This window comes from Deinococcus radiodurans R1 = ATCC 13939 = DSM 20539 (assembly GCF_000008565.1).
Lineage (GTDB): Bacteria > Deinococcota > Deinococci > Deinococcales > Deinococcaceae > Deinococcus > Deinococcus radiodurans.
Genome location: NC_001264.1, coordinates 39063 through 53440, shown reverse-complemented (window position 1 = coordinate 53440; position 14378 = coordinate 39063). Strand labels below are relative to the sequence as shown.

Annotated in this window: 14 protein-coding genes; 3 read left to right on the top strand and 11 right to left on the bottom strand. The window is 52.4% G+C overall.

Annotated elements, in window-relative coordinates:
- The first annotated feature begins 10 nt into the window (after positions 1-10).
- Positions 11-934 (top strand): type I phosphomannose isomerase catalytic subunit, encoded by a 924-nt coding sequence (locus DR_RS13815; protein WP_010889308.1) that lies wholly within the window; start codon positions 11-13, stop codon positions 932-934.
- Positions 935-955: 21 nt separating this feature from the next.
- Here DR_RS13815 and DR_RS13810 read toward each other — a convergent pair whose 3' ends face one another.
- The gene (locus tag DR_RS13810) at positions 956-2377 is read right to left on the bottom strand and encodes a phosphoglucomutase/phosphomannomutase family protein (RefSeq protein ID WP_010889307.1); all 1422 of its coding nucleotides are present in this window, start codon (positions 2375-2377) and stop codon (positions 956-958) included.
- 74 nt (positions 2378-2451) lie between these two features.
- Between DR_RS13810 and DR_RS13805 the strand changes: the two genes are divergently transcribed.
- Positions 2452-3606 carry an O-antigen ligase family protein gene (locus tag DR_RS13805; protein WP_010889306.1) on the top strand — a complete coding sequence of 385 codons (1155 nt, stop codon included), beginning with the start codon at positions 2452-2454 and terminating at the stop codon, positions 3604-3606.
- A complete protein-coding gene (locus DR_RS13800; protein ID WP_010889305.1) occupies positions 3603-4523 on the top strand; it encodes a hypothetical protein in 921 nt (306 codons plus the stop codon). Before DR_RS13805 ends, DR_RS13800 begins: the two co-directional genes overlap by 4 nt.
- A 3-nt stretch (positions 4524-4526) precedes the next feature.
- Here DR_RS13800 and DR_RS13795 read toward each other — a convergent pair whose 3' ends face one another.
- The 10 genes from DR_RS13795 to DR_RS13750 form a co-directional block, all read right to left on the bottom strand.
- On the bottom strand, positions 4527-5267 hold the full coding sequence (locus DR_RS13795; protein WP_034349836.1) for an SDR family oxidoreductase: 741 nt from the start codon (positions 5265-5267) through the stop codon (positions 4527-4529).
- Positions 5267-5815 carry a dTDP-4-dehydrorhamnose 3,5-epimerase family protein gene (locus DR_RS13790; protein WP_010889303.1) on the bottom strand — a complete coding sequence of 183 codons (549 nt, stop codon included), beginning with the start codon at positions 5813-5815 and terminating at the stop codon, positions 5267-5269. The genes DR_RS13795 and DR_RS13790 overlap by 1 nt, the downstream gene beginning before the upstream one ends.
- On the bottom strand, positions 5808-6698 hold the full coding sequence (gene rfbA / locus DR_RS13785; RefSeq protein WP_010889302.1) for a glucose-1-phosphate thymidylyltransferase RfbA: 891 nt from the start codon (positions 6696-6698) through the stop codon (positions 5808-5810). The genes DR_RS13790 and rfbA overlap by 8 nt, the downstream gene beginning before the upstream one ends.
- Positions 6695-7789, bottom strand: coding sequence for a dTDP-glucose 4,6-dehydratase (gene rfbB, locus DR_RS13780; protein ID WP_010889301.1), 1095 nt, complete (start codon positions 7787-7789; stop codon positions 6695-6697). Before rfbB ends, rfbA begins: the two co-directional genes overlap by 4 nt.
- Positions 7790-7792: 3 nt before the next feature.
- Positions 7793-8896, bottom strand: a complete 1104-nt coding sequence (locus tag DR_RS13775; RefSeq protein WP_010889300.1) for a glycosyltransferase family 4 protein — start codon at positions 8894-8896, stop codon at positions 7793-7795.
- Complete coding sequence (locus DR_RS13770; protein ID WP_010889299.1) at positions 8893-9924, bottom strand: glycosyltransferase family 4 protein; 1032 nt, start codon at positions 9922-9924, stop codon at positions 8893-8895. Before DR_RS13770 ends, DR_RS13775 begins: the two co-directional genes overlap by 4 nt.
- Before the next feature lie 69 nt (positions 9925-9993).
- Positions 9994-10809 (bottom strand): glycosyltransferase family 2 protein, encoded by an 816-nt coding sequence (locus tag DR_RS13765; RefSeq protein WP_010889298.1) that lies wholly within the window; start codon positions 10807-10809, stop codon positions 9994-9996.
- A 2-nt stretch (positions 10810-10811) separates the two neighbouring features.
- Complete coding sequence (locus tag DR_RS13760; protein ID WP_010889297.1) at positions 10812-11798, bottom strand: glycosyltransferase family 2 protein; 987 nt, start codon at positions 11796-11798, stop codon at positions 10812-10814.
- Positions 11785-13002: a hypothetical protein gene (locus DR_RS13755; protein WP_010889296.1), complete on the bottom strand. Its 1218-nt coding sequence runs from the start codon at positions 13000-13002 to the stop codon at positions 11785-11787. The genes DR_RS13760 and DR_RS13755 overlap by 14 nt, the downstream gene beginning before the upstream one ends.
- Positions 13003-13152: 150 nt before the next feature.
- Positions 13153-14373 carry an oligosaccharide flippase family protein gene (locus tag DR_RS13750; RefSeq protein ID WP_162177620.1) on the bottom strand — a complete coding sequence of 407 codons (1221 nt, stop codon included), beginning with the start codon at positions 14371-14373 and terminating at the stop codon, positions 13153-13155.
- Between the last annotated feature and the right edge of the window lie 5 nt (positions 14374-14378).

Here is a 14378-nt window from a genome sequence, read left to right as displayed (position 1 = left end):
GACTTCGCTCATGTCTTTTCAGAGCCCCCTGCAACTGCGCGCCAAAGCGGTCGAACGTGTCTGGGGCGGGCAACGCCTCGTCGACTCTGCTCAGCCGGTCGGTGAGCTGTGGGCCATCGGCGAGGACAACGTGGTCGCAGCGGGACCATTTCAGGGTCGCACCGTCGCCGACCTCGCCGCCGAATTTCCCACTGAACTGCTGGGCAGCGCGGCGCAGGAATCCCGCTTTCCTCTGCTCATCAAGCTGCTCGACTGTGCCGACTGGCTCAGCTTGCAAGTGCATCCCAACGACGAACAGGCCGCGCGACTCGAGGGCCCGGGGAGGCTGGGCAAGACTGAGGCGTGGCACATTCTCGACGCCGAACCGGGCGCCCGCTTGATCGCCGGTATTTCCCCTGAGACGGACTCTGAAGACCTGCGCAGCGACATTCTGGCTGGACAGGTGATTGACCGTGCGGTGTACGCGGAGGTGCAGGCCGGCGACTCGTTGATGATTCCCGCCGGCACGGTGCACGCACTGGGGCCAGGGCTGCTACTCTATGAGGTTCAGCAGAGCAGCAACCTCACCTACCGCATCTATGACTGGGACCGTCCGGCGACGGCAGGCCGTTCCTTGCATCTCTCCCAGAGCGCCGAGGTGTCACGGCCCATTACCGCCGAAACGCGTCCTCTGACTACTGCTGTTGGAGCCCAGGAGTTGCTGCGCTGCAACTACTTTGTGCTCGAAAGACTGGCTGCGGCTGACACGGCTCTAAAACGCGACACCGCCGGCCAGAGCTTTCATGCCCTGACCGTCATTCGTGGTGAGGCCACACTTCGGGTGGGTAAGCAGCAGTGGTTGCTGCAACAGTACGGGTCGGTGCTGCTCCCCGCTGCTCTAGGCCGCTATGAACTAAGCGGCAACTTTGAGGCGCTCAGCAGCCGGCTGCCCTGAGGGCGCTTTGAACGGTCGAGATCAGGACATGGGGTCAAAACTGCGAACTCGCTGCACAGCTTCGGTCAGTACAGCCTGTACCATCTCCGGCGTTTGCGCCTCTACATAAACGCGCACCACCGGCTCGGTGCCCGAAGCGCGGAACATTACTGAAGCGTCGCCCGCGAGCGCCAGTTTGACGCCATCGGTGGTTTTGATTCCAGTCACCGCCTGACCCGCGACTTCCCGGTATCCCTGCGCCGCCTGCATCAGTGCCGACTTGTCGAAAGCCTCGCTCAGGTGCAGGTCAGCACGGTCGTAGACATGACGAAAGCCTACCTCACGCTCAATTTCGGCGAACAACTCGTCGAGGCTCTGACCGCTCGCCGCCACCGCTTCGATCATCAGGAGGCTGTTGAGCAGGCCGTCCCGTTCAGGAATGTGTCCGCGTGAAGACAGGCCGCCAGATTCTTCGCCCCCCATGAGCACCGCTTTGCTCTCGTCTTGCTGCCCTTCCAGAAAGGCGTCGGTGATGTATTTGAAGCCGACGGGCGTTTCCAGCAGTTCCAGACCGAGTGTTTCCGCCAGCAGTTCGATCACTCGGCTGCCCGAGACGGTCTTGACCACCCGGCCCCGAACACCACGGCCATAGAGATGCTTGATCAGCACCGCGAAAATCTGGTGGCTGTTGAAGAAATGGCCGCCTGCCGTGATCGCCCCGACCCGGTCGGCATCCCCATCGGTGATCACGCCGAGGGTGGGCGCACTTTCGCGCGTCAACCTCTCCGTCAATTCACCGAGGTTCTGAGGGATCGGCTCGGGGTTGACCCCGTAAAACAGGGGGTCGGGGCGTCCGTGCATCTCCTCCAGTTCGAGCTGAAGGCCCGCGTGCTGGGCGTAACCGGTCAGCCAGCCGCAGGCCGCGCCGCCCATCGGGTCATGGATGACTTTGCCTCGATACTCGCGCAAGGTCTCCAAATCAAGCTGCCGGTCGAGCTGCTCGTAGTACGCCTGCCGGATGTCGAGGGGCCTTATCTCGCCGCGTGGGCCATCGTAGCTTTCCGCCGTCGCCAGCGCAGCCTCGACCTGCGCCACGACTGCTGGGGTGGCGCTGCCCCCATAACTTCCTTTGATTTTGTAGCCGCTGTACTGCGGTGGGTTGTGCGACGCGGTGATCATGACGCCGCCTCCCGCACCGTGATGAACCACCGCAAACGACAGTGCGGGCGTCGGCAAATAGTCCTGTGCCAGCCAGACGTCGAGTCCCTGCGCGGCCATCACCTCAGCCACCACTCTGGCAAACGCCTGTCCCTGGAAGCGGGTGTCGAAGCCCACCGCCACCGAGCGGGCGCCTGACGACCGCAATACCTGGGCATGAGCCCGCGCCACCGTCCGCACATTTTCGAAGGTAAAGTCCTCAGCGATGATGTCGCGCCAGCCGTCGGTTCCGAATTTGATAGGCATCGTGTCTCCACGCCGAATCTAGCAGAGGCACCCTCGGCAGCGAAAAAGGTTCAGGGAAACGTATACTCGGCCATGTGAGCGCCTCTTCGACGCGGCCCGCCTCGTCGCGGCGCCTGCCCCGCTGGGTCAGTGGCCTGATTGCCCTGGTCCCTGTTTTTCCTCCGCTTTACCTGGCTGCCCTGGCTTGTCTGGGTTCTTTGCGCACTCTGCCGCAAGCGGCACGCGGCGTCCTGTTTTTCTTTGCCGCCACCCAACTGATCGCGGCCCTTTTCACTCCGGCACCGCTGTTGTCGGTGGGATTGGCCGCTGCCCGCACGCTGTTGATCCTCGCGATGGTGGCCGCTGGCGTCTATCTACGCGACAGCCGGCACTTACGACCGCTGCTGTGGGGCCAGCTGATCATCTTCGTCACGGCCTGGATCTATACCCTCAGCACCCAGGGCGTGGCCGGGGTTCAGGAAAGGCTGGGACATCCCTACTATTACATCGTATCGCTGGGGCTGGTGGCGGTGGTGGCACTGTGGATAGTGATGTTCTGGCGTGGCGCAGCGGCGTGGTGGCGTTGGCCCGCCGGACTGCTAGCGCTGGCGACATTTGCTGCTGCCGGGAGCCGGGGGCCGCTGCTCGCGCTGGGGGTCGGCTCACTGGCCGCCCTTGCCTTCGGAGGCCAGCGTCGGCGCGTCTGGGTCATGCTTCCCGCTGTGCTGGTGATGCTCGCAGCGTTTGCGACGACCAGCCTCAACGTCCCCTTCAAGCCCCTTGACCGCCTGCTCAACGACCAGACCAGCGGGCGTGAATATGTCTGGCAAGACGCAGTAAGCGGCTGGGAAACGTCACCTCTGGGCGGTGTGGGACCGTACCAGGGCGGGCCGTACCTAACCTACCTGTTCAAGGACGGCTGTCAGCTCACTCCCACCTTACAGCGCAACAAGATCGAGTGTCCTCAGCAACTCAGCCGCTGGTCCAGCGTGTGGCTAATTGCCCACAACGCCTGGCTGCACTGGCTGCTGGAAAGCGGCATCATCGGCTTGAGCGGCTTGCTTGCCATTATGGTATATGCACTGTGGCGAGCCATTCAACTGGGCGACCCCTTTACCCTGGCGGTGCTGTACGGCTTTACGGCCATGAATGTAGTGGACGTGGTCATCGCCGTGCCCAGCCCGCACTTCAGCGAGTTGTGGTGGGTGTGCGTGGGGCTGGTGCTGATGGCGCATCGGAGGACCTCATGAGCAACACGGTGCCCACCATCAGCCCAGACTCACCTGGCCTTCAACTCGGAAATCTCGGTGGCTTTCGCGGTCAGGAGGACTGGGGCCGCTGGACGCTGGGCAAGGTCACGTCGGTTGAGCTAAAGGCCGCACAGGCCGGCTGGGCCGAGGTCCGGCTGAATTTCGACCTGCCCTCCCCCCGGCAGCATCTAAGCGTGTTTCTTAATGGTCGCAAGTTGACAACGCTCAGGACAGCGCACCAACCTCAAAACTTTGACCTTGCACTGCCATTGAACCTTCTTACCGGTCGCAACGAGCTGAAGCTGGTCACCGACAAGAGCAACCTCGACCCGCACCTCAAGCCATTCGCGCCGCAGGACCTCAGCGATATAGCCGTGTCCCTCAAGCAACTTGAATTCGCTCCTCTACAGGTCTTTACCGCAACGCGGCCAGGGCGTATTTACAACGCGGTCCAGCCGCCCTACCCCTTGGCCTATCAGCAGGCGACGGGAAGACAGGTCGACTTCTTCGTACAGGCCGCCGACCCACAAGTGCTGACATACCGCTTGCTCAGTTCAGCCGACCGACAAACCTTCACGTTGCGTCTGGGGGACCAAACCCTACGCACCGTAACTGCAGAGCGGCGCGGTACGCTGGTCAGCGGGCGAGTGCCACTGAGTTCATCAGACGAGGTGCAGCGCTTCAGCGTGGTTTCCTCGCCGCTGGGCAAACGACATGAGGTAGATGATAGTCTGCAAACCATCGAAAAATACACTGGCGCCGCTACGTTCTATGTACAGGAATTGCAGGTTGCTCCGGCCTACCGCTGGCAGAAATGGGAACAGCCCCTGGCCGGACTGGGCGTCCTGCTGGGGCTGGGGCTGCTGCTGTGGTGGCTGTTCGGTGGGCGTTCGAGTCATCAGCGCCCAGCACACTAAACCTCAGTCACTAAGTTGCGCCCGAAGCATTTGCCAGCGTCCTGTCTCCAGGCTCACGTCCCCCGGTAAGACCACGCCAGGAGCCTCGGCACGTCGCCCTTCCTGCACGTCGGGCTTGCGCCGCTTGGCGAGTTCGTAGACGCTCTTACGCTCGGTGACGATGTGCAACACCTCGTCATCAATCTCTAGAGCATGTTTGACTGCCAGGGCAATCTCCGGTGCGATGATGTCCACATAGTCCTGCCCGGTGTACACGTCGGAAAAAGCCACCGGATACTGAAACTCGCGTGGGCGGAAACTGGTCCGTAGGATCAGGTGCTTCTGCGCGGCGCGGGCGGCCTCTTCAGCCACCAATTTGGTCAATGAGTAGTAGTTGACCACCGGCCCTGGCGTGTCGCTCTCGTGGTAGCCGCCCTCTTCTCCGCTGAATACGTAGTCGGTGCTGATGTGGACCAGTTTGGCCCCCACCGCGTTGGCTGCGGCCGCTACGTTGCGGGTACCCACCACATTGGCATTCCAGCAGGCTTCGCGGTCCTTTTCGGCGCCGCCCACGTTGGTGTACGCGGCGGCGTGAACGATAATGTCAGGCCGCTCGCGCTGCACAACTGCCAGCACCTGCGCGGCGGCGGTCAGATTCATCTCTGCGGAAGAAGGCGCGACGATCTCAGGGATCACGCTACGAAGCTCAGTGCCCAGCCGCCCGGAACCGCCCGTCAGCAGCATTTTGGAGTGCAGTTGGGTCATCAACCCATGTCCTCGGCCCAGAGGTCATCTCCGAAGAAGTTCCAGGGCAGGCGGCCCTCGTTGGGGTCTTCAATGTTGAACTGGGCGTCCATGGTGTAGAGCAGAGTCGCGCCATTCTCGCCAGCCTGATACCCGTGGGCCACGCCACTAGGAATATGCACCATCATCGGCTGCTCACCGCTAAAGACCAGTTTGCGTTTGACACCTACCGTCGGGCTCCCTGCCCGGCAGTCCACCAACCAGATGGTCAGCTGGCCCTGCAGCACGCACCAGATCTCGTTCTGCTCTTCCTTGACGTGAATGTGAAAAGCGTTGATGCGCTTCGGCGCCGCCCAGGACACGCTGATCTGGCGGGGAACGAGCTGACCCGGCAGGTTCTGTACACCATTTTCGTCGAGACGGACATACTCCATAAAAGCGCCGTTCTCGCTGCGGTTCTTCTTGAGGGAGTGAAACCATACACCCTCAATCTGCGGCTGGGCCGAGTAGTTCTCAAAGCCAAGCGCCTCGGCGTATTCGGGAGCCAGTTTGATCTTGTGGTCAGCCATGCACTTTCTCCTGGGCAATCTTGATGAGGTATTTGCCGTACTGGTTCTTCTTCAACCGTTCGGCCTGTTCGAGTAAGGCCTGGGTTGAAATCCAGCCGCTCCGCCAGGCGATTTCTTCGGGCGAGGCCACTTTAAGCCCCTGGCGCTGCTCGATGGTCTGGATAAACAGGCTGGCATCCAGCATGCTCTCGTGCGTGCCGGTGTCGAGCCAGGCAAAGCCCCGGCGCATCAGCTGCACGTCGAGCGCGCCTTCTTCCAGATAGACGTTGTTCAGATCGGTGATTTCGAGCTCACCACGCGGCGAAGGCTTGATGCTTCTGGCGATCTCCGACACCCGCTCGTCGTAGAAGTACAGGCCGGTGACCGCAAAATCGGATTTGGGCTGAGCAGGCTTTTCCTCGATGCTCAGGGCCCGGCCCGAACGGTCGAAATCCACTACGCCATAGCGCTCAGGGTCACGCACCTGATAGGCGAACACGGTGGCGCCGTTTTCTTTAGCGTTCGCCGCCTGCATTAAGTCCGACAGATCGTTGCCATAAAAGATGTTATCGCCCAGAATCAGCGAGCTGGGGTGGCCTTGCACGAAGTCCTCCCCGATCAGGAAGGCCTGCGCCAACCCCTCGGGCTTGGGCTGCACGGCGTACTCCAGCGCAATCCCCCACTGCGAGCCGTCGCCCAGCAGCTGCTTGAAGCGCGGGGTGTCTTCCGGCGTCGAGATGATCAAGATCTCGCGCATGCCGCCGAGCATCAGGGTGGTCAGCGGGTAGTAGATCATCGGCTTGTCGTAGATGGGCAAGAGCTGCTTGCTGACGGCCAGGGTGGCGGGGTAAAGCCGGGTGCCGCTCCCCCCTGCCAGAATGATGCCCTTACGCGGCGCAGTCATTGCTGCTTTGCCTCAGTAGATTGGGCCGCAGCAGGCTCCGCACTGGCGAGACGCCCGGCATACTGCCGGTTGTAGTACTCACGGAACTCGCCGCTGCGAATCGGTTCCCACCACCAGCGGTTACCCTCGTACCACCTGGCCGCCTCAGCCACGGCCTGTTTGGGATCGTATTTGGGCTGCCAACCCAGGCTCCGCAGTTTGTCTACATTCATGGAGTAACGGCGGTCGTGTCCGGGACGGTCGGTCACATGCTTGACGAGGCTATGATCCTTGCCCAGTGTCTCCAGCACGATGTCCACCATTTCCAGGTTGGTCATTTCGCGACCAGTGCCAACGTTATAGACCTCGCCAATATTTCCCCTGAGCAGCACCGTTTCGATCCCGGTGCAGTGGTCATAAACGTGGGCGTAGTCGCGCATCTGCTGGCCATCGCCGTACACGGGCAGCGGCTCACCCAGAATTGCATTGGTGGAAAACAGCGGCACGGCTTTTTCTGGATACTGGTAAGGCCCCACGTTATTGGCCCCGCGCGTGATGGTTACAGGGATACCGTAGGTAATCGCATACGCCTGCACCAGTTGGTCGGCTGCTGCTTTGCTCGCTGCGTAAGGGCTACGGGGCGCAAGTTCATCGGTTTCGACGCTCTGATGCCCGTCCTTGATGTGGCCGTACACTTCGTCGGTGCTGATGTGATGCAGGCGGATGCCCAGCTCACGGGCGACTTCGAGCAGCACATGGGTACCGCGCACGTTGGTTTCGGTAAAGACCAACGGCCCCAGAATGCTCTGATCCACGTGGGTTTCAGCCGCGAAGTTGACGATCAAGTCGACATCATTTTCCTGACAGGTTCGGCGCACTAAATCCATATCGCCGATGTCACCGACCACCAGCGACAACGCAGGGTTATCCCATAGATCATGCAGATTTTCTTTGCGCCCGGCGTAGGTTAGCTTGTCGTAGACAACGACCTTGCTCTCGGGATGCTGTCCCAACCAGTAGCGCACGAAGTTGCTACCGATAAAGCCGCAGCCGCCGGTCACGAGAAGAGACTTCCACTGCTGTTTGTCAGAGGGTTGGTTGCCTTGAGTCATAAATTAGTTCTCCTGTTCACGGCGCTGTAAAGCAGAGTTAATTTGTTGACGCAAACTCGCCCGGTAAGCCGCGCCACTAAACTGCTGTGCACTTTGAGCAATCAGCTGAGGCGAAAGCCAGTCTAGCCGCTCAAACTGTTCCACTGCTGCATTGAGAGATTCAGATGACCGCTTGGCAAACAGCCAGCCATTTTTGCCATGTTGCACGGTATGCCGTACTCCGCCTTGCCCCCAAGCGATCACTGGAGTTCCAGACGCAAGGGCTTCAACATTGGCAATACCGAAGTCCTCTTCCGCCATCGCGAGATAACCGCGTGCCCGACTCAGAATCTCAGCCACCTGAGGACTACTTAGCTTGCCAGTAAATTCGATATTGGGGCCAGCCATGGCCCGCAATTCATCAAGCTGAGGCCCATCACCAATCACAATCAGCCGGCGTCCACTTGTAGTAAAAGCCTTAACCATTAGATCTATACCTTTGAGCGGCACCAAGCGGCCAACTGTTACGTAATAGTCGTCGCGTGTCTCAGCTGGCGCGAACTGCTCGGTGTCCACAGGTGCAAAGAGGATTTGCGCTTCACGGTGGTAATACTTCTGCAAGCGCTGCGCACTGAAAGGCGAGTTGGCAAGCACTAGGTCTGGCCGTTGGAATGCTGCCAGATCCCACAACCGCAGGTAATGGTAACCGAGCGATGCCGCTAACCGCTTAATTCCCCCGCCTACCCCGAAGGCTGCCAGGTCCTGATGATAGGTGTCCCAGGCATAGCGCATGGTCCGGTTTACATAGGCCATATGGAGTTGATCAGGCGTACTGATCACGCCATGAACGATGGCAAACGTATTGGAGAGTACGAGATCATAGCTTGTAAGGTCAAACTGCTCGGCGGCGTAGGGCATTAAGGCGATCAACTTGCGGTGGTCTCCGATTGGCAGGCGCTGCAATCCCGATGTGCGAATCTGCTTGCTCTCTATAAGCGGTGACTGGCTTCCGAGCTTATGGAGTAGAGTATAGATGTCAGCCTGAGGGAATAGCGCCAACTGCTCCTCCAGCACCTTCTCTGCCCCGCCGTAGCTCACCAGCCAGTCATGGATAATGGCAACTTTCATATCCCTAACCTTCGGGCTGCCTGCTCCAGCACCTCACGTGTCTGTAAGGCTGTACGTTCCCAACTAAACTGCTGAGCACGTTCTAGGCCGGCAACACGGAGTTCATCTCGAAGCTGCCCATCACTCGATATGGTCTGCATAGCCTGGAGAATAGAGACATGTAACTCAGGGTTGATAAGTAGGGCTGCCTTATCTGCAACTTCTGGCATAGATGTTACATTGGATGTTATGACAGGAGTCCCACATGCCATTGCCTCTAGAATGGGAATACCGAAACCTTCGTAAAGGCTCGGAAATAGAAAGGCGACTGCCGATGAATAGAGCTTTGGTAGTATCTCGTCGCTTACTTTATCCATAAATTGAACGCCTTCAGGCACATAATCTAACTTAAATGATGAGAAGATACTCTCTCTGGAACCTATAATAACTAAGCCTAGATCATCAGGCCGTCCTGTCCTCTCCCAGGTCTTCCAGACTTCTAGTACACGCCTAAAGTTCTTTCTCTCTTGCAGTGCACCAACCATCAAGAAGTACCTCTCCGGTAATTTTAAAAGCTGTCTCTCGTAATTATTTAGAGGTATAGGACGAAAGATTTTGGAGGCCGCCAAGGGAGTTACAGTAATCTTATCAGGTGAAACTCCCAAGTGGCTCACAATTCTATTCTTTGAGTACTCCGAAACTGTCAGGATATGCCCGACCCTGCGTGACAGTTGCGGAAGAATCATCTGATATGCCTTAGAAAACCTTCTATCGAACCACTCTGGGTGCTCAAAAGTTGCCATATCATGAATAGTTACAACTTGTCGCTCCACTGTTATAGGTCCAGTATTTGAAGGACTCCAAAGAAGTCCTTTAATTCTAGCTGGCAAAATTAACTGTTCCCACAAATGTCCTCTGATTCCATTTTGCCAATGTGGAGCTGGACTTATCGTCGTCTGATCGGATAAGACACTGGTTATCTCTCTGGCGTATCGTTGTACACCCGTCACTCCACGATCAACGAAACTGCGCCCATTAATATCTATCATTATTTATATCCTAATATCAACTGATTATAATTTCGGTCCTTACATGAAAAATTTGTCATATCATATTCCTCACAACCATATATAAGGTATTCTTCTAAATTCTCTTCTTAATAGACTTACAAAAGTCTTCCCTAGTTGCCTAATAGCTATAGGTAATAATGGGAATGGTGATTCCTTTAAAAAGAATTTACGCATAGATCTAAAAATCATTCTGGTCTGAGCGTAGCTTTCCTTATTTACCGATCCGCCCTCTTTGTGGTAGACGTTAGATTGCTTAGCCACTTTTAGAAAATACCCTTTCCTTCTAGCTCTGATGCAAAATTCTGTATCTTCCCAATACATAAAGAAATCCTCATTCAGTAAGCCGATACTTTCTAAGGCCTCTCTGCTTACTAAAATACTAGCCCCAAGTAAGTAATCCAATTTATCTACATCATCAAAAGTCTTGATATGCCTACCAGTACCAGTCAAAAAATTTATAGTACCGCCACCAACAGCTTGCACACTCCAGGGAAACTCAATGTCCCTAATAATAGAACCAACAATTGCCTTCTTGTTTCTCTTTATCTCTTCTATCATGTTCGGTAAAGTAGTTTTATCTACAATGGTATCATTATTTAGTAGCCATACATAGTTATATCCACTTGATAGGGCTGCTCTGATACCAACATTGCATCCGTATGCGAATCCTCCGTTCTTTCCGCTCTCGATAACTCTTACGTCCGTAAAGTGTTCTTTAATCACATTAATCGATTCGTCTTGAGAGTCATTATCAACAATGATAATATCGCATTGTCGGATTTCGGCAGCAATTAGAGACTCTACACATTTAACAGTATCTTTGGCACTTCGCCAGTTTAGTAATACTATTGCAGTACTGTTCATTTTTATGTTCCCCTACTCCACTTCGTCAGAAGGTCTACATATTTTCTTGGCTGTAATATCCAAACAAAGAGTCGCCAAGTGCCGTTTTTAAAGAACCCTCTACTTAATATAATTGTAATCCGTCTTAGAAGTGTAACATGATCTAATTGACCAAATTCTGCTGCCGATTCAGATTCCTGTCGTATAGGAAACCTTCTTGCATAATGAAGTGCAGTGTTATAGTAGTTTTTACGCTCTAAACCTTCTCTTATGACCATCTCATTATTATTACTCAATGTAAGTCGCTTAATTATAAATCTATAGTTATATCTATGAGCACCTACAACATTACTTGTATGCTGACGATAGTTTGTTACTACATCATTTACCCATACTACTCTTCCCTGCCCACAAGCGACCAATGCAAGCCAATGATCGTGCATACTTATGTCGCTAGGCACCGGTAGTGCCCTATTTAAGAGCTCCCTATTAACTATCATTGCACAGCCAGTAACAACATTCTGAGTAAGTAATAAGTTGAATTTGTCTCCCCATTCGGGTTTTAAGTTTTGGTAATCCCAAAATGAATCAGAAATGCACTCACCATTTTGATTAACTACCCTGAGGTTGCCATGGATAAGCAATGGAACATCATCTCCATACACACTTTCGTAAAAGCAAGCCCAGGATATGAGTGTCCTTAAGCGTCCAGCTGGCCATACATCATCCTGATCAGCGCATAAAACATATGGAGCATCTGTTAAGCTAAGTAAATAGGAGAAGTTTTTGGCAGCACTCCCACAATGTGGAGCGTAGATTAACTTCACCCTACTATCCACCTTCGACCATGACTCCAATATAGCAACAGAATCATCTGAAGAGCCATCGTCATGGATAAGCAGTTCTCCATCTTCAAGCTGTGAAAGTATGCTTGATATCTGACTATTTAAATACCGAGCCCCATTATAAGTTGCCATTACTACTTGATATGTAGGTCTAGAATTTTTCATCTACCCTCCTTACAACCGATACTCTACCTATACAGTAAATAGTTACAGCCGCAATAAAGAAGTAAGGCATCCTGGCTGAAAACATGCCAGCTGTCCTTAGTTGATCTAAAAGTAAAATATAAGCGGCTGGAAATAACAAAATTCCCATCTGACTACCTTGATAAAAAAGATTGTAAAGATAACTACTAATAATAAATACAAGTAGGATCAATAAGATTCCAAATAATCCAGCATCCAATTGCATATAGGCATAAATCCCAAGTGTATTGTATCCAGGATCCGCACCCAAGGCAGCGACATAATTGAAGTCATCTTCCCTGCTCTGAATGGGCAAACTGCCAAACAAACCCTCGTAAACTGCTCTAAAACCTAAAAGGTTATTAATAATCGGTAATCCGAAAAGAGAGCTAAACGTCCAGTATAGCGGTTCACGCTGTAGATCACCAACTATGATATTGGCTCCTTGATTCAAAGAGATAGTGTAATATTTTAAAAGAATTTCGCTGCCTTTAATAATACCTCTTTCGCCAAACCTAATGGCTTGAAGATAAGACATACCTATAAAAATCGAAACAGCTAAAAATAGCATAGATGCGATCTTTCTAGCAGAAAGACTCACTCTAGTACACAGTACTATAATACAAGACAGAAGTGGTTCCAGAAAAAGAGTCCTAGCTCCGTAAAGACTAGCTAAAAAAAATGTTATTCCCAGACCTAAGGCTAGTATTATATACTTCTCCTTTCTCTTCATCAGGATCACAGGTACCACGACCACCGGTAAAAAGAAGTTTACGAAGATAAGCTTCCTGATATTGTCTGGGCCATCCCTTTGAAGGAAAGTCACGATATCAGCTGCACCCATATTATTTAAAGCACCGCCAACGCCTCCATAATAGGGTACTATATTTGATATAAGCCATATATTGCACACGCTGATTCCTATGATCATACCCACACCAAAAATCTCTTGCGCCCTAGAGAATCCTACGTTGCGCATATTACTTAATTTACTAGGTTTTCTAATATAGAACCAAACAGTGTAATACACGACGTATACTACATAGGGAGCAGTAATATAAAGTATATAGTGCCAATCATTATAGTATCTATCCTTGACAAGTAAAACTGCCATTAGCGTTTGAATTCCTATTAGGATTACTGGGTTAAATATAGATGAAAGTTTCCTTTGTTTATACTCCTGCATTTACGCCTCCATCATTTACGCCATTATCTTTCTTCGCCAAAAGAGTAAGTTTTAAATATAACTCCCTATTAAAAGTGTCTCATATATACAATTAATTGTATAATCCAAAATATAGTTGGTCTCCATGTAAAAGGAAAAAGTTGTTCGTAGTCACCTAATAGGAAAAATGCCTTGTGATTCTTTTTCAATCTTTATTGAATATATCCCAAGCTGGAAGAGAGCTATAACCTCAGGAATGACTACAGCATAAATCATACCTTTGCCCCCCATGGTTGGCACCAATAACCCAATTAGAATAAGAGCAAGAATGCTAATCAATGCATATATCCTAGTCACTAAGCGTTCTTTACCACTAGGTATAAGAATATGATATACGATTACTGTGTTTATAGCAGTTAACGGAAATAATACTAATAAATGGCGAATATATATTAAGGATTGTCCATATTGAGACCCGAATAAGAGTTTTACTGCTAATGGAGCGAAGAGCCAACCGAGAAAGAGTCCCAATATTCCGATAAGAGAGTATAAATACAGGAGATGTTTAGCTAGGGAGAAACCTTTAGATGGACTTTCTGCAAAAGCGCGAGCTGATTTAGGGAGCAAAATCTGGTTGAGGGGTCCTAATAGGCTCAGCCCAGATCTGACCAGCCTGTCTGCATTACCGTACTGCGGAACTAATCCAGCTGGCGCAAAAATACTGAACAGGAATGTGCTAGCTGCTGTATAAATACTTGTTAAAACGGTAAAACCGGAAAGAATAATTCCTTCTCTAAGAGCATTCCATCCCCCTAGGAAAGATAAAATAAAGCCAGATATTTCTCTCCAAAGTCTAACTAGAGTAATCGTATGTACTATTAAGAGAGCAACGACCTGCAGGAACAAGACCATATATGCATCTGCTGTACTTTTAATTAACCATATACTTAAAATTATATAGAATAGACGTCCCATAATCTCTATGGTTGAGAAATAATACATTTTTTCAACAGCTTGATAATACCACAAAGGACTAAAGCTCTGAGCTGCAGCCCATGCTAAAGCCCACCACGCTAAAGCTGGGAAACGTTCCAGTAAACCGAATTGAGTAGTCAACCAACAAATAAAGGCAGCTGGAATCAATAACATCAGCTTAGCGCTATATACATTACCCACATCCACACGAACCTGCGTCAGGTTTTCTCGGTTGATTGCAACCTTACGAGATAAAGAAAGGGTGAATCCAAAATCTATCAGAACAATCAGCCACATAGCCAAAGCCTGTGCAGCTAGCACCCCACCCCAGGTAGCCGGCTCAATAACACGAGTAAATAAAGGCAATAATAGGATGAATGAAAAGGCTCGTAGGAAAAATGCACCGTAAACCACCACGGCAC

Coding starts and splice junctions, on each gene's coding strand:
- DR_RS13815 (WP_010889308.1), top strand. CDS start 11: ATGTCTTTTCAGAGCCCCCTGCAACTGCGCGCCAAAGCGGTCGAACGT.
- DR_RS13810 (WP_010889307.1), bottom strand. CDS start 2,377: ATGCCTATCAAATTCGGAACCGACGGCTGGCGCGACATCATCGCTGAG.
- DR_RS13800 (WP_010889305.1), top strand. CDS start 3,603: ATGAGCAACACGGTGCCCACCATCAGCCCAGACTCACCTGGCCTTCAA.
- DR_RS13795 (WP_034349836.1), bottom strand. CDS start 5,267: ATGACCCAACTGCACTCCAAAATGCTGCTGACGGGCGGTTCCGGGCGG.
- DR_RS13790 (WP_010889303.1), bottom strand. CDS start 5,815: ATGGCTGACCACAAGATCAAACTGGCTCCCGAATACGCCGAGGCGCTT.
- rfbA (WP_010889302.1), bottom strand. CDS start 6,698: ATGACTGCGCCGCGTAAGGGCATCATTCTGGCAGGGGGGAGCGGCACC.
- rfbB (WP_010889301.1), bottom strand. CDS start 7,789: ATGACTCAAGGCAACCAACCCTCTGACAAACAGCAGTGGAAGTCTCTT.
- DR_RS13775 (WP_010889300.1), bottom strand. CDS start 8,896: ATGAAAGTTGCCATTATCCATGACTGGCTGGTGAGCTACGGCGGGGCA.
- DR_RS13770 (WP_010889299.1), bottom strand. CDS start 9,924: ATGATAGATATTAATGGGCGCAGTTTCGTTGATCGTGGAGTGACGGGT.
- DR_RS13765 (WP_010889298.1), bottom strand. CDS start 10,809: ATGAACAGTACTGCAATAGTATTACTAAACTGGCGAAGTGCCAAAGAT.
- DR_RS13760 (WP_010889297.1), bottom strand. CDS start 11,798: ATGAAAAATTCTAGACCTACATATCAAGTAGTAATGGCAACTTATAAT.
- DR_RS13755 (WP_010889296.1), bottom strand. CDS start 13,002: ATGCAGGAGTATAAACAAAGGAAACTTTCATCTATATTTAACCCAGTA.